Here is a 16,333-nt window from a genome sequence, read left to right on the forward strand (position 1 = left end):
CTTTCAAAAATCATCTTATTTTTCCTATCTTCGTGTCGGCAAAAAAAAGCCTGCCTCCCACTCTGCTTGGGATAGTACCAAGACTATGAAATAATGCAACAACGTATAATAGGTTTTGATTTAGCGCGGGCATATGCAATCTTCGGAATGTTCATTGTCAATTTTAATTTCAGCTTTGGTTCTATAATGACACCAAATGAACCTATTGGTCATTTCTTAAATATTTTTACAGGAAACTCCACCGCAATTTTTATCATTTGTGCCGGTATGGGCGTCTCACTAATGACAAGCAAAAATGGATATAGCAAAGAAGATAAAGCACTATTGAAATCCAAAATATTGAAACGTTCCCTGTTCTTGTTTACTTTGGGTTTGTTACTCTATAATTGGTGGTCTGGGGATATTTTACATTTTTATGGCGGCTATATGCATTTGGCAGCGTTTTTACTTTTTGTACCCAAACGTTACTACTTATGGATAGCAGTTGCTACCATTATCATCTTTCATATACTGTTGTTCCTTATTCCAATTGAAACAAGTTGGGACTTTACCACTTTTAAATACCGGGACTTTTGGACACCAATCGGTTTTTTAAGAAACACTTTTTTTAACGGTTGGAATTCCATGTTTCCATGGCTATCCTACTTTTTAGTGGGTATGTGGTTAGGGAAACTAAATTGGAATGACAAATTCATTCGACAAAATATTTTTCTTGTCGGACTTTTTATTTTTTTTCTTTTTCAATTGATCCGATTTTTAGCAGGACAACAGTATTTTAGCCCGTTCTGGAGCGATTATATTATGGCTGAGTATTTCCCTCCGTACTTGCCGTTCATAATGTTAACAATGGGTTTTGCCTTAATGGTAATTTCATTTTGCATGTATATCGGAGAACTATTTTCGGAAAGCCGATTCATTTTAGCATTGCAAAAAACAGGACAAATGACATTGTCACACTATATAATTCACCTGACGATTGGAATGGTACTTTTAGCCAAGTTAACCAACAAAAATTATACAGGTTTATTGGAGGACGAAAAGCCGACTTTACCGATTTACATTTTAGGCTATTCCATTTTATTCTATGTTTTTACTGTTTTGTTCAGCGTGGCATGGAGTGAACGTTTTAAAAATGGACCGCTCGAAACTGTAATAAGGAAAATAAGCAATTAAAATTTCAAATAAAATCAATCACTAAAACCAACATTTATGCCAGCAGGAGGAAGAGTAACAGGTAGAATACTAAATTGTGTTCCCTCATTTGATAAAGAAAACGATTGGACACTCGATAAGGCAATCCTTGAGGGGTTAGTAAAAACTGACTTTCCTGAAACTTTTGATTTGCGTGAAGACTGGTGGGAAATCGGAGACCAGCTCGATACCTCCTCTTGCGTGGGTTGGGCTTCTACACATGGAATGCTAAGATGGCATCTTGTTAAAGAAAACCGCATCAGTAAAGAAGACCAACTATCATCATGGCTGACATGGATGGCTGCCAAAGAAACAGACGAGGATACCACTACAACTTCCCAAGACATCAGCTCCGGAGTGTGCCTGAAAGCGGCTCTGGACGTATTGCGGAAATATGGTGCCGTACACGAAAAGGAGCTTCCTTTGAATCCGGAAGAATTCAATGTCAAATTCAAAACACCCGAATTCAGCAATCTGGCTGCACAGATGAAGATTAAAGGGTACTACAGAGTAATCAACAATGACGACTGTAACGTGGATTACCTGCGTATGTGGATTTCAAGCCAGGGACCTGTAATGGCTATGGTGGACATAGACAGTCAGTGGGCACGAACTGCAGAGCATAAATTTGAAGTGTATGATATAGAAAATACAAACGGTGGTCACGCAGTATCTATTGTAGGGTATACAAAAGATCATTTTATCGTACGCAACAGCTGGGGAACCGAATTTTGCGACAATGGGTATGTATATTGTTCGAACGAATATGTAACCAAAGCATTCTGCGAGGCATATGGTATTTTGCTTTAGTAACTAAAAACGCACCGGCAAAAAAACTTAAATTTTATGGAAGTAGCATTTTTTATTTCGTCGCTTCTAATCGTGCTTTTTGCACTGTTGGCATTGTTTGATGGTTTTTATTTACACATTCTGAAATACCAACTCCACAATAATCAGGCGAGTAGAAACGAACATCTTACGCATACCCTGAGAGCCATTTTATTTCCGTGCATTTTGTATTTTTTGTTTATACAACAAGACAGTAATGCCAGCTTCTATATAGGGATGTTTATAGTCATGACAGATATTATTATTTTAGGTTTCGATGCGTTTTTGGAAAAAGACAGCAGACAATTTATGGGCGGACTTCCGCGCTGGGAATATATCTTGCATCTGTTTGTAAATGGCTTTCATTTTGCTTCGATTGCCGTATTCCTTACCCTTAAATTACAACTGACAGATACCGGAATTACAATCGTTCCCAATTTGGGGCACTACCCTGGTTATGCGATGCTGAATTTGATTGTGAAGAATCTTTTGCCGGGAGCGATTTTAATGGCATTGATACATGTATTTGTTTCAATGCCAAAAACGGCTCTTATCTGGAATAAACTGCGGCCAAAATTAACCTGTTGCTGATTATCCATACTATGAAAAAGTCCCTGTTATTCAAATCTAAAGAGGATTTTCAGCGCATCAAAGCGGGCAAACAAAAAATTGGTGAAGAAACAACGAACCGGCTTTAGTTCGGAAACCAGTAACCAAGTGGTAAGGCTTACCTAAATACCATTTTGTACATTTGGCTTTTTTAATTGTGAATTTATAAGATATGAAGGTTATGAGGAATACCATTGCTGTCACATTTTTAGTATTGTTATCATTATTCACCTCTTGTACTGATGACCAATACGCTGTTCCTACCCTGGTAAACTTTCCAACCACGGGATTATTGGGCCAGCAATTAATGATTGAAGTACAAAATGTTCAGCCGGGCAGATTACAAGTCTTTTTTGATTCGGAAGAAGCCGAGGTACTTTATGTTTCCAATGACGAGATTATGGTCCTAATTCCCAGAACAATTACAAGAAATAACCCTACACTTAAGGTTATTGATTTGAATGAAAATAAAACAATACTGAATACAACCTTTTCTTTAAAAACACCCGTAATCACCAGCTATAACACTGACAATGTAACTTTTAATGAAACGTTTATTATATACGGTGTAAATTTTGACATTCTTGAAGATTTTGTTTCAGTGACGGTTAACGATAAAAATGCAACCATTGTAAATGTTGCTTATGATCAGATCGAAGTACAGATTCCAAGTGAAATTACCGCATCGCAGTTGCAGGTCAAGGTAACAGCTCAACTTCAGGAAGTAACTTCAACTGTTGCGTTGCAGTTAAAAAACCCAGTTATTACCGGCGTTCAAAATAATGTCGCCTGGATAAGAAGCGAATTGACAGTAGATGGCCAAAATTTCAATCCTAATTTTGAATTTGGAGAAGTATATATAAATGGTACCCGTTGTTATTATTCATCAACTAACAATCAGTTAAGCGTTACCATTCCTCCCGGACCTTATCAGGATTTTAAAATTACAAATGTTACCTATAAAACCGGTGGCCTGACTTACAGTTATGATTGTGATATTCCGATTCAGAATGATGCAATTATGGTCGATCATATCGATAATTCCAGATTGGACCATACCATCTTCGAGCACAACGGAAAAGCCTATCAATTTGTATCTGAATCAAACATTCTTAATCCTACTGCCCCTAAAATATACTCGCTGCTGGAATTTTCTCCCATAACAGAAAAATGGACCAAACTGACCTCTTATAATTATACAGGATTCTTAGCGGATGCCGTTTATGATGGAAGCGATACTGTTTATCTGTACAAATACCTATCCGGTTCAAATTCGTATACCCTGACAAAACTGAACATGAATACTTTTAACGAAGTGGGAATACCCTTGCCTTCCAGCGATAGGATTTACGGCCCGATTCTATTCGCTTATCAGGACAACCTCTATTTGTTAAGTGGCCTGAATAATACAAATGGAGTAGTTACCGTACGTGATCAGAAATACAAGTATTCATCATCATCTAATTCATGGTCGCAATTATCAGATACTGCCTTTTCGGACCTGGCACCGGTTAGCGCATATGGTTCAGGAAAATGCAGTTATATGTTCGCCGGCAACAACATTTATATTTCCTATGGACTAAATAACAGAACCTATAAAATAAGCTCCAATCTTTCCGTGACTGATTACCAGCATATTTTTAGTTTTGAACATGCCAATGCAATTATCGGCAAACAGCTTAACAACACCCAATATTTTTTTAATATAGTTACACAGGCGTCTATACCGGTGATTCAAGATAATCTGTTTGACTACGGTAATAGTTTTTTTACATTAAACAATGAAATTTATTACATCAAAAACAGTTGGACGGTGTACTACCAAAACACTTTTTATACTCAAAAATTAAGAAAACAAATTATAAATGGACTTCTGTAAAAAACAGTACCTGCTTATTATTTTTTTAGCACTCCTTTTGCTTGGATGCAGCAATGATGATGGTAGCAATGCATTAGAAATAAAAGTTACCAATTTTCAAGCTTCTTACAATCAGGTTAAATTCAATTGGGAACTTACAAGACCCAATGGAATCATCATTGAAGATTTATTGGTTTACAGAATATCCAAAAACAGTGATACGGATTATCCTGTAGAACAGCTTGTGACAAATCTGCCTTCTAATGCAACAGAATTCATCGATAATAATATACCTTATAAAATAGACGTATCTTATAAAATCAGAATCAATTATACAGATCAGAGAATACTACCCATAGTAAATGGAAGTTTAGAAAGCGAACCGCAAAAGTTTATTCGGGATATTGTAATGTTTGACATGGTTCCTTTTCAGGTACAAAAAGATCCTTTTGAAGATAATGTGTTCCATATTATGGATCGAAGCGGTAATGGTGCTCTGAAAAGATACAACAGTACGCAACAACAGATTACTAATACACGAGGATTTACTAATAGCTTCGCATTGAATAACAGGTTTCACATTGTAAACGGTACTGATATTTATGTAGCGGACACCCAAGGTAAAATTTCTAAAATAACTACAGCAAATTATCAATCTACAGCTACTTATTTCACCGCAATCAGTAATCGCTTAAATGCATTTGCTGTGGATGGCGATAGAATCTATTATCAGGATTATGATATATTGAAGTTTTATACCATGTCAAATGGGATGTCGGCGAGCACAGGTATTGGTAGTTCGGCTAACTACATGGAACCATTAGGTGAGCATAACATCCTGTCGTGCTACGGTTCAGCAGCTGGTATCAGATATTATACGCCCACCAATTGCAATACCAATGACTGTAATCCGGTTTATGGAATCAACAATTATGGACAAATATCAGCTCAGAATGTAATGGAGCCAAACCTATTTTCCTGGAATCCTACAAAATCAAAATTCATTTCCTCTATAGATGGCCGCGTATACAACATTTCAACCCTGCAGCAGGAAATAAAATTAAATAATATCACCGGCAAGAAATATTTTCAATTTGCGTTTGATGCTGACAACAATATCTATGCAACAGTACAGGGTGAGAAAAAAATTCATAAGTTCAACTCAAGCTATGAACTCATTGAAACTATTGACACCAAATTATATCCTTTGTTTCCAATGGTTACGAGCACTGGAATAAGTGTCATCGGAAGCTATGAACCTGTTTCGTATTGGGGTAGTTCAACTGGGGAGAATTTTTATTTCAACGTAAAATGTGCTGTAGAAACATTTTAAAACAGTCTCAAACACTAAAATAAAAAATGAAAAACTTCAGCTTACTTTTGCTAACCACCCTGCTCCTATTTTCTTGCTCTTCAGATGATGCATCAGATGGAAATGGGTTTTACCTTGACGGTTCTTTAAAATCAACCAATCATGGCTATTCTGCTCATCAACCCCAAGCCTACGGGGCAGGATATGAACATATAATTATTCTTTCGGACGGAACTATAAACTCCGACTCTTTTGATATTAATTTCATTGAACATAACAATTACTCCAATAATACTTCTAACTTAATCAAACTAATTGTAAACTCTAAATCGTTAACTACTATTGAAGAAGGCACTTATACTTTGGATAACAGTCAGGGTGCCGGATATTTAAATATGGTGTTTTTTTTAAGTGGAGTTACAGTAACTAATAATGTTTTAGAAGATTACAATTACGAATCCTATTCCGACAATGCTTCAGCACATAAAATAATTAGCGGCAGCCTTACAATTACCAAAACCGGAACCCGGTATAATCTGAACTATACGTTTCTACAAAACGAAGGTACTTCCATACAGGGCAGGTTTTCGGGAGAGTTAACTGAATTGCAATATAAATATTGGTAACCCTACAGACCAGATGAATCTCCCACCCTACGCCATTTTCCCAATTATTTCCGGTGAAAACATCTCGTTGCGACCAATTCTGACGTCGGACATTCCCGATATTATTGAGATTTCCTTTTATGATTCGGTCCAGGCCAAAACAGTGCTGCAGGCAACAGAAATGCAATCAAAAATCAACCGGGATTATGATAACGGCAACGCAATCCATTGGGGCATTGCAGAGAACACCACCAATTTCATTATTGGGACCTGCGGGTATTATCGGGGATTTGACAAGGAAACCGGAGAACTGGGCTGCGTTTTATTGCCGCAATTCAGGGGAAAGGGTTATATGACCGCTGCCATGCAATTAGCGATTGACTTCGGACTAAACAACATGGGACTAAAACAGATTCGGGCCGTAACAACGAAGCAAAACACCAACGCCATTAAACTTTTGGAGCGCCTTCACTTTATAAAGATTTCGGACCTGTCGTATGACGAAATCGAATACGAATTACAGACAAAATCTTATATCACCAATTCAATACATCCCAAAAAATGAACTTGCATTTTGATAAGAAACTATTCCTTTACTTAAGCCTTGCTTTTATTGGCATGACCATTATTGGAACCGTTTCACATGAATGCGGTCACTTACTTTCGGCAAAATTGATGGGTTTCAATGCCAGGATAAATTAGTAAAGATGTGATGGAAAGCGAATCACCCTTTAAGATCAGTTTTAAGTTTACAGATGAACGCCTCTCCTTGACTTTTCAGATGAAAGACTTAGATGACACAACGTTTATACTAAAAAAAAGTAAAAACAATTATGTATTCCGCTTCAAACATCCCCAAATATAGGTACAGCAATATCCTTAAATAAAGGATAGTTTTCTTACTTATTTAAGGTACTTTTACGAATTAGAAATAAATTAATCTCGAATGGCTAGTTAACAATTATTTAAAAAATAAAAAAACGAATGAGCGATAATACTAAATTTTTAGAATTTGCAGAATCTTTAAAACTTGTAAGAAAAACAGAATTGAAGATTTCATAGAGGATAAAAATATTGACGACATATATACCGATTTACTCCCAAGTAATGGAGTAATAACTAAACTAAATTTGCCGAGAACAACAATTTTAGTTGGTAGAAAAGGTACAGGTAAATCAACTATATTCCAAAAATCACAAAAAGATTTAATTTCAAATAGAAAATGTATTTCAATTTATATAGATGTAAAATCATTATACGACAATTCTACCCCTGAAATACCGGAAGAAGTTAAATCATTAAGTTCTGAATTATATAAATATTTAATCTATAGTAATTTAATTAAAGAAATAGTTATAGAAACCAAAAACAGACTTGATGATTTTGTTAAAGTATCCATTTTAAAAAAATTGTTAGGATTTGATTTAGATCAGATCGAACAAATCAATGAACAACTGGATGAAATCGAATCAACAATTAACGATGTTATAAAACACATTGATGGCTCTTTAATTCAAACATTTAAGCAAACTAGTCAAAATGATAAGTCATCATCTGACAGTTTAAAATTGGATATTTCAAAAGACCCTAAATTATCAGTAAAAAGTCAAGATTCGATAAATTCTTCGATAAAAACTGAATTTGAAAAGACACTTGTCAGTTATTTAGACATTAAAAAAAGTCTAATTTCAAAACTTAAAGAAATCAAGAATATACTGAATATTGACCATTTATACATATTCTTAGATGACTTTTCAGAAATCGATGAAGATGCACAGAAGATATTTATGGATTGGTTTATAGCACCTTTAAATAATCTATCTGAAGATTTTGTGAAATTTAAAATTGCAGTATATCCAAACCGCTTTTATTATGGAAAATTAGATAATTCTAAAATTGATGAAATTTCATTAGAATTTTTTGATGCTTTTTACAGCTTTGAAAAACAAGTTGATATTTCAAAAATGGAAATGCTTGCATTAGATTATACGAAACGGTTGTTAAAAAAAAGACTAAATCTTTTTTTAGGATGTATATGGAATTGCTCACAAAGGAACCAAATTAGTAGTTGAAGTATTGAATATATTAAATAAAGAAATTGAAAAGGGACAAAAAATTTAACAACTTTGGCTTTCAAAAATTACATTTATAAATTGGGTGAGTAATACACTAATTGATCATCCCCACCTTCCAAACACCCCAATTTATCCCACAAAAACTCCAAAAACATTCTTAACACTCTGGTTTTTAAATATTTATATCGTTACTTTTATTAGCTAACAATATAAACATCACACTATGAAAAATCTAAAAGTATTGCTTTCAGCTATTGTACTGTCTCTAGCTTTTGGCGCTCAGGCTCAGGTGGAAACTAAAAAAACAACCACGACTACGACCACAACACTTCCTGAATGGGGAGTTGCGGGAAGTAATGATGCCCGTTATTATTACATTCCGGACATAGAAACCTATTACGACGTTAAAAACAAAAATTTTGTCTACATGAAAGACGGAACTTGGGCAAAAACAACCGAGTTGCCTGACACGTATAAAGATTATGATCTGTACAGCGGGTACAAAGTAGTGCTGGATGACGAAGCAGAACCATATGGTGACTACGACAAAATGAAAGTGAAATATAACAAGGGATTCAAAGGTGAACCACAAAAAACCGTAAAGATTAAAAAAAGAAAAAACGGTACGGTTAAAATAAAAGAAACAGATTAAATGTAAAAGCCCCACAACAGTGGGGCTTTTCCTTGACTACTATAGTTCAATTGAATCATTGTCACTAATATAATGGTAAATGATGTTCCTAACGTGGTGAACCACGTCCCCAACGTGGTAAGCGGAGATACCTAACGTGGTCAACCACGTTCCCAAGCCCGGTTACCACCCCTATCCACGTGGTTATCCACGTTCCCGACGTGGTGAACCACGTCCCCTAACGTGGTAAATGACGTCATCCAACGTGGCTCACCACGTCATACCACGTAGTGAATGGCGTTCGGAACCCCATTTACCACCCCCATCCACGTGGTAAGCGGAGTTCTGGACGTGGTGAACCACGTCTCCTAACGTGGTAAATGGCGTTATCCAACGTGGCTCACCACGTCATACCACGTGGCGAACCTCTTTCCTGACGTGGAGAACCACCCCCACACACGTGGTTAGCGGAGTTCCGGACGTGGTGAACCACATCATACCACGTGGTTCACCACCTTCTAAAAAACATCCGTTGAGTACAGAAGGGAATGGTCCCGTTCCATCGTATCTTCGACAGCCATCCGTCCCGATTACATCCCGGCAGGGAATAAAAAAGCCTGGAAGAAACTTTCTTCCAGGCTTTAATAGTTGTCGTACCTCTTGGCTTTTAAAGGTTTGATTCCGCTTTCAGGGTTTGATTGGTAGTGTTGGTTCCACCTGAAAAGAATTGTGCAATTTCACCCGCTTTGGTTTCAAAACCCACCGCTTGTGTACCCGCTTTGTACTTGGCATAATCATAATCACTTAGGGCAGCGCGGTAATTATCCCAGTCATGAAGTATTTTGGCATTGTTCAAACCATCCAATAAACTCTGTAAACGTTGGATATTGGCCTGAAGAAAAGATCGCGTATCATAATCGTTCATGAACTCATTCCAGTCTACATCCGGACTGCTCAACGTCGGCTGACTGTCCCTGAAGTCTTTTACTTTGTTGATAATAAGCTTGTTCTGTTCATTAACGCTCCCATACTGCTGGCGCTCTTCGGCTGAAAGATTAGCGAGTTTCGGGTTTAGGGCTACTTCTAATGCACTCACTGCATTGCTTACGGTCGTTTTTTCTGCAGCATTGAAATACCTGCTGTCAAAATTGGTAAATGGCATGTCATCGAATTTTATAATTAATATCCTACAATTTTATAACAATAATTTTAACAGTGAAAATATTTTATACTTAATTTCCTACATATTATTAACAACCAAACGTTGATAAAAAAATGCGAAATCCATAGGAAATTTGCCTCTACCGTCTTATGCTCTTCCTCCAAAATGAAATCTTCAAATTATTTTCAGGAAATTGCTTTGTATTTCAAAGTACTTTATTTAGCTTTGTAATTCAAAGTACTTTAAAATAGATTAATTATTACTAACATCTAAAAAATAAAAAACATGAATACGATTATGGAAAATAACAAAAGACTCTTCGGCATTGTGGTTACAGTAGCCGTTCTATTGATGATACCACTATTAGGAATGCTGTTCTCAGATCAGGTAAACTGGGGCGTAGAAGATTTTGTAGCTGCAGGTATCCTGTTGCTCGGCACTGGTTTGGCGTGTGAAGCGGTCATGAGGACTGTAAAAACCCGGCAAAATCGTCTGATCCTTTGTGGTGTTATTTTAATAGCTCTCGCACTAATTTGGATAGAATTGGCGGTAGGTCTCTTCGGGACACGATTCGCGGGATCATAATCAGCAGACAAAAGGACATCACATCAGACCTTATCAGTTGGTTCACATATAGGAAATAGTGATCTTGGGGACATCGATAGATAAATATTAAATCACAAAAAATGGATAACGAGTTAATTCCCGAGAGAACTTGGTGGAAAAAAAATTGGAAATGGATCATCCCATTAGCCCTATTTATGGGGGTGGGCATGATTGTATTACTGTCCGCAAGCCTACATAATGAACCGAAGCACGAGATGGCTTTTGATAAAACTAAATGGAATACGAAGAATGATATGGGGTATGCCCACAGAAACGATATGCTAAACGATTTAATCATCAATAAAAAACTGAAGCGGTTGAAAAAAGAGGAAGTCCTGGAGATGCTTGGGTCGCCGGAACGAAGCGACAGTCAGTACCTTTTCTATAAAATATCTGAAAAGCGTATTGGTCTGTTCCCTTTGCATGTCAAAACCCTGGTCATCTTAATTTCAGCCGACACCACCGCAAATAAGGTGATGATTCACGAATAAAACAAATAACCTTATGCAACTCTTTGCTGATAAAAAATCGATAGTCCGAAAAATATGGGGCAAGAGCGACACCATACTTTTTATTTTTGCGGGTGCCTCGGCCGAATTTGCCTGTAACAAAGCGGTGGATTGGCTGTACTTCACGGGTAAGCTGCCCTCCGATCCTTTGGGCCGGTTGTTTTCTACCGTAAGATATGCCCGAATGATTGTTTTTGCGTCTGAAGATGATGCGCATGAAGCCATTGATTCGCTGCGCCAAATCCATTCGGCCGTCGAACAAAACCGTGGTGCGGTAATACCCGACTGGGCGTATCGGGATGTGTTGTTTATGCTGATTTACTACTCGATTGCAGCCTACGAACTGCTCGAGAAAAAATTAACCGACGAAGAAAAGGAAGAAGTGTACAATGTCTTTTACCGCGTTGGCATAAGGATGGGATTAAAGGAATTGCCGCTTACATACATTGACTGGCTTCCGGTAAGAGAATCCCATTTAATGGAAAACCTGCAAAAGAGTGACTACACTGCCGATCTTTTTAAGCAATACAAAAAGCATCTCGGGGCCATGCGGTTTACGGTGCTACTCGAAGGCCAGAAATTAGTGGTTCCCAACATAGTAAAAGAGTTATTGGACTTCAATGATTTTTCCCTGCTTACACCGGTGGTTCCGCTGTATAAAGTCAGCAGGCTGATGAAGATGGACTGGCTGCTCAAAAGTATCCTCCTCCCCTCCGATTATAAGGATCAGATCAACGAACTGGACGTACATGCCGATTAAATGAAATGCCATATATAAGGATTGGTAAGCCAAATTATGTACTTAATTTTCATATCTTCGTTCGTCAGAAAAAACAGCGTAAACTGACAAAACCAACTATAGCGATGGAAATTAAAATTGACGAAAATTTAAGAATTGAATTGATTAACGAAAGTCATTCCCAAGCCATTTTCAATATGGTGGACCAGAATAGAACTCATTTACGCGAATGGTTGCCTTTTGTTGACAGAATGGAATCGGTATTGTTTGCAGAAAACTTTGTTAAAGGATCGATGCAACGAAATAAAGACGGAGTGGAGTATGCTTTTGTAATCATTGACCATGAAACCGTCGTCGGACGTATAGGTGTTTACAAGATTGACAACCAGAACAAAATTGGTGAAATTGGATATTGGCTGGTGGAAAACCTTCAGGGAAAAGGTATCGTAACCAAAACATGTAAGGCATTAATAGACTTTTGTTTTTCAGAATTGGAACTCAACCGGATGGAGATAAAATGTGGCACCGAAAATCATAAAAGTAAAACGATTCCGGAGAAATTAAACTTTACCCACGAAGGCGTTATCCGACAGGGAGAATTACTTTTCGATAAATTCATTGATTTAAATCTGTATTCGTTTACAAAATCAGACAGAAAAAAATTATCAAATTAAAATCATGAATAAAAAATTGTCACATATTCTACATAAAGTCCAGGATGTACTTTTGCGGTATCCGATGGTTTTGGTGATGGCTGCCATCATGGCTGTGACTATAGTTTATAATGTCGAAACCGAAAATAAATCAGCGGGAAATTTCACTTTAGTTAAAATCATCATCACTTCTGCTCTGGGGATTTCACTGATGTTTGCCGTAAAAATGCTTTCCCAGCGAATTGGCAAAGAACTTTTATGGCAGGCTTTGGGCATACTTTTTCTTATCGGGTTTTATTTTATTTTGCCCGATGAAAAAGAACTATTTACAGAAGTATATGCCTTTGTTATCATTCCTACATTTGTACTTTCCCATTTAATGGTGGCTTTTATTCCCTTTCTGAACCATACTCCGGAAAAAAACTTTTGGCAATACAATAAAAATCTGTTTGTCAATTTTGTTCTGACAGCGATTTTCACGGGCGTTCTTACCGGTGGTGTTCTGTTGGCGATCCTATCAGTCGACCAGCTATTTGCAATGGATATCGAAGAAAGGTATTATGGGGAAACCTTTTGTATGTTGGCAATCATAGGAAGCACCTTCATTTTTTTATTATTTGACGAAAGTGGGGTTGAATTTCTGGAGAAGGACGGCGACTATCCACAGGTTTTAAAGTTTTTTACCCAGTTTATCCTGATTCCACTTCTGATTATTTATTCCATTATCCTTTACCTTTATTCGGCAAAAATCTTAGTGAATTGGGAACTCCCAAAAGGCTGGGTCTCGTACCTGATATTGGCCTACTCCATTATAGGGATTCTGGCTTTGCTGTTAGTGCATCCTTTAAAAGAGCAATCCTCTAAATCCTGGGTAAAAATGTTCAGCCGGATTTTTTATTTCACCTTAATCCCGCTGATAGTATTGCTGTTTACTGCGATTTTTACCAGGCTGCTGCAATACGGCTTTACCGAAGCAAGGTATTTTGTTTTACTGTTGGCGGTATGGCTTTTGGTTGTGGTCCTTTATTTCATTTTCATAAAAAAATCAACCATCAAATTTATCCCGGTTTCGCTGTTTTTGTTTGGATTGTTTGCATTGGTATTTCCATATTTCAATGCTTTTTCCGTTGCCAAACGCAGCCAGAAATTTGAATTTGAAAAGGTTTTAACCGAAAATAGTTTATTGAAAAACGGGAAAATCGACTTTGATAAAAAAATTACTTATGCTGTTGCCTATGACATTTCAAATAAATTTGAGTTTCTAAACAAACGCGTAGAAGAGGATTATTTACAAGGTTTTTTGAATGCTGAAGCAGCTAAAAGCCTAAAAAATAATGACAAGTATAACATAGGGCACTTAGCAGACCTCTTTAAAAATGTGGAATCAGGGCAAAATGAGTTTGTGGAAAAAACGTTACGTCTGTACTCAAAGCAATCTTATTACACTATCAATGATTATCAATATGCTGTGAGTAAAAATTTAATGTATCGGCAGACAAAAATCCACAATGATTATTTTTGGCTTAGAGAAACGTTTGGAGAAAATCCAATTCTGGAATTGTCTTTAAATTCTAATGAAAAAGTTGACCTCCTGCCTCTTATTGATAAACTTTTTGAAAAACACACAATTTTAAATGGTGAGATTGAAGCCAATAACATTTCTTTGGAAATCGATTTGGGTAAATATCATATTAAGCTATTTTTTAAGGATATAGTCAAAACAACTTCCCCTGAAGGTAAGCATCGTTATATAATAGATGACGCCTTGTTTTTAATACGGGAAAAGTAATGACACAAATTACAATCCCGGATATTCTAATTCCGATTAAAGAACAGGTTTTTGATAATTTGGATTTTGAACTGAAAAATATTATCAAAGAAAAAGAGAGTGCAGAATACGCAGCATACCAATTTGACCTGAACCATTTGAAAATAGTGTTTCGCAATGCGAAAACCACACCAACAAAAGCGGGGCAATTTGTGACCCTTTGGAAAAGAATTGCAGGCGGTCCAATTCGGCCCTTCGATGCTTCGGATGAAATTGATTTGGTTATCATTACGACAAAAGCTGAAAATAGCTTCGGACAATTTGTATTTCCAAAATCAGTTCTGATACAACAGGGAATAATTTCGGATGTGAAGGAAGGAAAACGTGCAATCCGGGTTTATCCGCCCTGGAGTAACACCGAAAACAAACAGGCCCAACAAACCCAAAAATGGCAACTCGAGTATTTTTTAGAAATACCGGCTGAAAAAACCATCGACAAGGAATTGGCTGAAAAATTATATCTTTAAGAAAAAATACGATGGCAAAAAATGACGGAACCTATCAGGATGTTTATATAAAGCGGGACGGTAAATTCATCAGTTTGAGAAATGACGTAACCGAATTTTGTGAAAAATATATAAAACCTGTTCATAAAGTAAATTGGGATTGGTCTGAGAGAGATTTTGAAAACCCAAAAAACGATCCGACCATTGAAGAAGCGAGAGTCATCAGAAATGTCATCTTTAAAGACTTAAATGATAAAAAAGAAACGGAGGTAAATCTTTCCACAATTAATAATGTTGAAGCGCTCAAAGCTTATTTTAATCCTAAAAGCAAGCATGAAGAATTCAATATGAACGAATTTGCTTTTGCGCTAAAAGTGGAATTGGAACACGGAAAATTAAAGGCCGCGAACGTTACCAATAACCATCCGTTTCTTACTGCGATGATTGTCTTGGCTCACATGACCGAAACGCTATCCTACTATAAAAGACTTCAGATAATGGAGGCAGAAGGTGAAATCTATGAAATTTTACGCAAGATGGATAAATCCGGTTCTCAAAAGGAAAAATGGCATAAGGCATTGATTAAAACGGAAACGAAACTGATTGAATTTAAAAAAGAACTCGCCGAGCGATTGGATAAGATGGATGACATTCCGGCTCTGGAAGAAATTGGTGATTGAAAAAAATAGTAACGCGATTAAATTCATATGCCCAGAATTATCCTCAAAACAGAAATTAAGGCCGACAAGAAAATTATCTTCGACCTTTCCCGAAGTATTGATCTTCATAAAATTTCTGTCCACCATACCAATGAAGAAGTCATAGCCGGAACAACATCTGGATTAATTGGACTTAATGAAACGGTTACCTGAAAGGCGAAACATTTTATGATGTCACAATTATTAACTTCAAAAATTACCGCTTTTGAAAGTCCGGATTATTTTGCAGATGAAATGGTTTCAGGGGCATTTAAGAGTTTTCGGCATGAACATCATTTCGCAGATTTCAATAATGGAACCTTAATGACGGATTACTTTGATTATCAATCTCCGTTTGGATTTTTTGGAAAACTTGCGGATGCACTATTTTTAAAAAAATATATGAGAAATTTATTAGAGAAGAGAAACGCCACGATCAAAGATTTTGCGGAGTCTGAAAAGTGGAAAACGGTGATTGAATAATTACAAAAAAAAACATAGCCATTTGCCTTTAATAAAATCATTCACAATTTAGTTTAAATTAATGAACAGCAGGCTTACTTTGATGGCTATGCCAAAATGC

19 protein-coding genes are annotated in these 16,333 nt (G+C 36.7%); 18 read left to right on the forward strand and 1 reads right to left on the reverse strand.

Features of this window, described 5'->3' with window-relative positions; genetic code table 11:
• Positions 1 to 93: 93 nt before the first annotated feature.
• The 9 genes from FNW07_RS11420 to FNW07_RS11460 all read left to right on the forward strand — a co-directional run bounded on the left by FNW07_RS11420 (position 94) and on the right by FNW07_RS11460 (position 9,130).
• Positions 94 to 1,173, forward strand: a complete 1,080-nt coding sequence (locus tag FNW07_RS11420; protein ID WP_126744777.1) for a DUF418 domain-containing protein — start codon at positions 94 to 96, stop codon at positions 1,171 to 1,173.
• A 36-nt stretch (positions 1,174 to 1,209) separates the two neighbouring features.
• Positions 1,210 to 2,001 (forward strand): C1 family peptidase, encoded by a 792-nt coding sequence (locus FNW07_RS11425; RefSeq protein WP_126744776.1) that lies wholly within the window; start codon positions 1,210 to 1,212, stop codon positions 1,999 to 2,001.
• 36 nt (positions 2,002 to 2,037) lie between these two features.
• Positions 2,038 to 2,610: a hypothetical protein gene (locus FNW07_RS11430; RefSeq protein ID WP_126744775.1), complete on the forward strand. Its 573-nt coding sequence runs from the start codon at positions 2,038 to 2,040 to the stop codon at positions 2,608 to 2,610.
• A gap of 199 nt (positions 2,611 to 2,809) precedes the next feature.
• Positions 2,810 to 4,507 carry an IPT/TIG domain-containing protein gene (locus FNW07_RS11435; protein WP_158626869.1) on the forward strand — a complete coding sequence of 566 codons (1,698 nt, stop codon included), beginning with the start codon at positions 2,810 to 2,812 and terminating at the stop codon, positions 4,505 to 4,507.
• Positions 4,494 to 5,819 (forward strand): hypothetical protein, encoded by a 1,326-nt coding sequence (locus tag FNW07_RS11440; RefSeq protein WP_126744773.1) that lies wholly within the window; start codon positions 4,494 to 4,496, stop codon positions 5,817 to 5,819. The genes FNW07_RS11435 and FNW07_RS11440 overlap by 14 nt, the downstream gene beginning before the upstream one ends.
• A 26-nt stretch (positions 5,820 to 5,845) precedes the next feature.
• On the forward strand, positions 5,846 to 6,424 hold the full coding sequence (locus FNW07_RS11445) for a hypothetical protein (RefSeq protein ID WP_126744772.1): 579 nt from the start codon (positions 5,846 to 5,848) through the stop codon (positions 6,422 to 6,424).
• A 13-nt stretch (positions 6,425 to 6,437) separates the two neighbouring features.
• Positions 6,438 to 6,968, forward strand: a complete 531-nt coding sequence (locus FNW07_RS11450) for a GNAT family N-acetyltransferase (protein ID WP_126744771.1) — start codon at positions 6,438 to 6,440, stop codon at positions 6,966 to 6,968.
• Positions 6,969 to 7,533: 565 nt separating this feature from the next.
• Complete coding sequence (locus FNW07_RS11455) at positions 7,534 to 8,475, forward strand: hypothetical protein (RefSeq protein ID WP_126744770.1); 942 nt, start codon at positions 7,534 to 7,536, stop codon at positions 8,473 to 8,475.
• A gap of 226 nt (positions 8,476 to 8,701) precedes the next feature.
• Entirely contained in the window at positions 8,702 to 9,130 is a 429-nt protein-coding gene (locus FNW07_RS11460) for a hypothetical protein (RefSeq protein WP_126744769.1), read from the forward strand.
• 646 nt (positions 9,131 to 9,776) lie between these two features.
• Here FNW07_RS11460 and FNW07_RS11465 read toward each other — a convergent pair.
• The gene (locus tag FNW07_RS11465; RefSeq protein ID WP_126744768.1) at positions 9,777 to 10,271 is read right to left on the reverse strand and encodes a hypothetical protein; all 495 of its coding nucleotides are present in this window, start codon (positions 10,269 to 10,271) and stop codon (positions 9,777 to 9,779) included.
• 285 nt (positions 10,272 to 10,556) lie between these two features.
• Here FNW07_RS11465 and FNW07_RS11470 point away from each other — a divergent pair, with 285 nt between their 5' ends.
• The 9 genes from FNW07_RS11470 (at position 10,557) to FNW07_RS14030 (ending at position 16,233) form a co-directional block, all read left to right on the forward strand.
• Entirely contained in the window at positions 10,557 to 10,856 is a 300-nt protein-coding gene (locus FNW07_RS11470) for a hypothetical protein (protein WP_255512763.1), read from the forward strand.
• Between the two features lie 101 nt (positions 10,857 to 10,957).
• A complete protein-coding gene (locus tag FNW07_RS11475; RefSeq protein WP_126744767.1) occupies positions 10,958 to 11,368 on the forward strand; it encodes a hypothetical protein in 411 nt (136 codons plus the stop codon).
• A gap of 13 nt (positions 11,369 to 11,381) precedes the next feature.
• On the forward strand, positions 11,382 to 12,146 hold the full coding sequence (locus tag FNW07_RS11480) for an oxygenase MpaB family protein (protein ID WP_126744766.1): 765 nt from the start codon (positions 11,382 to 11,384) through the stop codon (positions 12,144 to 12,146).
• 5 nt (positions 12,147 to 12,151) lie between these two features.
• Complete coding sequence (locus FNW07_RS11485) at positions 12,152 to 12,799, forward strand: GNAT family N-acetyltransferase (protein ID WP_126744765.1); 648 nt, start codon at positions 12,152 to 12,154, stop codon at positions 12,797 to 12,799.
• Positions 12,800 to 12,803: 4 nt separating this feature from the next.
• Complete coding sequence (locus tag FNW07_RS11490) at positions 12,804 to 14,567, forward strand: DUF4153 domain-containing protein (RefSeq protein ID WP_126744764.1); 1,764 nt, start codon at positions 12,804 to 12,806, stop codon at positions 14,565 to 14,567.
• Entirely contained in the window at positions 14,567 to 15,073 is a 507-nt protein-coding gene (locus tag FNW07_RS11495) for a MepB family protein (protein WP_126744763.1), read from the forward strand. The genes FNW07_RS11490 and FNW07_RS11495 overlap by 1 nt, the downstream gene beginning before the upstream one ends.
• An 11-nt stretch (positions 15,074 to 15,084) precedes the next feature.
• On the forward strand, positions 15,085 to 15,732 hold the full coding sequence (locus FNW07_RS11500; protein WP_126744762.1) for a DUF5661 family protein: 648 nt from the start codon (positions 15,085 to 15,087) through the stop codon (positions 15,730 to 15,732).
• A 27-nt stretch (positions 15,733 to 15,759) separates the two neighbouring features.
• Positions 15,760 to 15,924, forward strand: coding sequence for a hypothetical protein (locus FNW07_RS14025; RefSeq protein WP_370511510.1), 165 nt, complete (start codon positions 15,760 to 15,762; stop codon positions 15,922 to 15,924).
• A gap of 15 nt (positions 15,925 to 15,939) precedes the next feature.
• Complete coding sequence (locus tag FNW07_RS14030) at positions 15,940 to 16,233, forward strand: SRPBCC family protein (protein ID WP_126744761.1); 294 nt, start codon at positions 15,940 to 15,942, stop codon at positions 16,231 to 16,233.
• Positions 16,234 to 16,333 lie beyond the last annotated feature (100 nt).

Origin of the sequence: Flavobacterium sp. GT3R68 (genome assembly GCF_007109225.1) — a bacterium.
Classification (GTDB): Bacteria; Bacteroidota; Bacteroidia; order Flavobacteriales; family Flavobacteriaceae; genus Flavobacterium.

Coding starts and splice junctions, on each gene's coding strand:
- FNW07_RS11420 (WP_126744777.1), top strand. CDS start 94: ATGCAACAACGTATAATAGGTTTTGATTTAGCGCGGGCATATGCAATC.
- FNW07_RS11425 (WP_126744776.1), top strand. CDS start 1,210: ATGCCAGCAGGAGGAAGAGTAACAGGTAGAATACTAAATTGTGTTCCC.
- FNW07_RS11430 (WP_126744775.1), top strand. CDS start 2,038: ATGGAAGTAGCATTTTTTATTTCGTCGCTTCTAATCGTGCTTTTTGCA.
- FNW07_RS11435 (WP_158626869.1), top strand. CDS start 2,810: ATGAGGAATACCATTGCTGTCACATTTTTAGTATTGTTATCATTATTC.
- FNW07_RS11440 (WP_126744773.1), top strand. CDS start 4,494: ATGGACTTCTGTAAAAAACAGTACCTGCTTATTATTTTTTTAGCACTC.
- FNW07_RS11445 (WP_126744772.1), top strand. CDS start 5,846: ATGAAAAACTTCAGCTTACTTTTGCTAACCACCCTGCTCCTATTTTCT.
- FNW07_RS11450 (WP_126744771.1), top strand. CDS start 6,438: ATGAATCTCCCACCCTACGCCATTTTCCCAATTATTTCCGGTGAAAAC.
- FNW07_RS11460 (WP_126744769.1), top strand. CDS start 8,702: ATGAAAAATCTAAAAGTATTGCTTTCAGCTATTGTACTGTCTCTAGCT.
- FNW07_RS11465 (WP_126744768.1), bottom strand. CDS start 10,271: ATGCCATTTACCAATTTTGACAGCAGGTATTTCAATGCTGCAGAAAAA.
- FNW07_RS11470 (WP_255512763.1), top strand. CDS start 10,557: ATGAATACGATTATGGAAAATAACAAAAGACTCTTCGGCATTGTGGTT.
- FNW07_RS11475 (WP_126744767.1), top strand. CDS start 10,958: ATGGATAACGAGTTAATTCCCGAGAGAACTTGGTGGAAAAAAAATTGG.
- FNW07_RS11480 (WP_126744766.1), top strand. CDS start 11,382: ATGCAACTCTTTGCTGATAAAAAATCGATAGTCCGAAAAATATGGGGC.
- FNW07_RS11485 (WP_126744765.1), top strand. CDS start 12,152: ATGCCATATATAAGGATTGGTAAGCCAAATTATGTACTTAATTTTCAT.
- FNW07_RS11490 (WP_126744764.1), top strand. CDS start 12,804: ATGAATAAAAAATTGTCACATATTCTACATAAAGTCCAGGATGTACTT.
- FNW07_RS11495 (WP_126744763.1), top strand. CDS start 14,567: ATGACACAAATTACAATCCCGGATATTCTAATTCCGATTAAAGAACAG.
- FNW07_RS11500 (WP_126744762.1), top strand. CDS start 15,085: ATGGCAAAAAATGACGGAACCTATCAGGATGTTTATATAAAGCGGGAC.
- FNW07_RS14025 (WP_370511510.1), top strand. CDS start 15,760: ATGCCCAGAATTATCCTCAAAACAGAAATTAAGGCCGACAAGAAAATT.
- FNW07_RS14030 (WP_126744761.1), top strand. CDS start 15,940: ATGATGTCACAATTATTAACTTCAAAAATTACCGCTTTTGAAAGTCCG.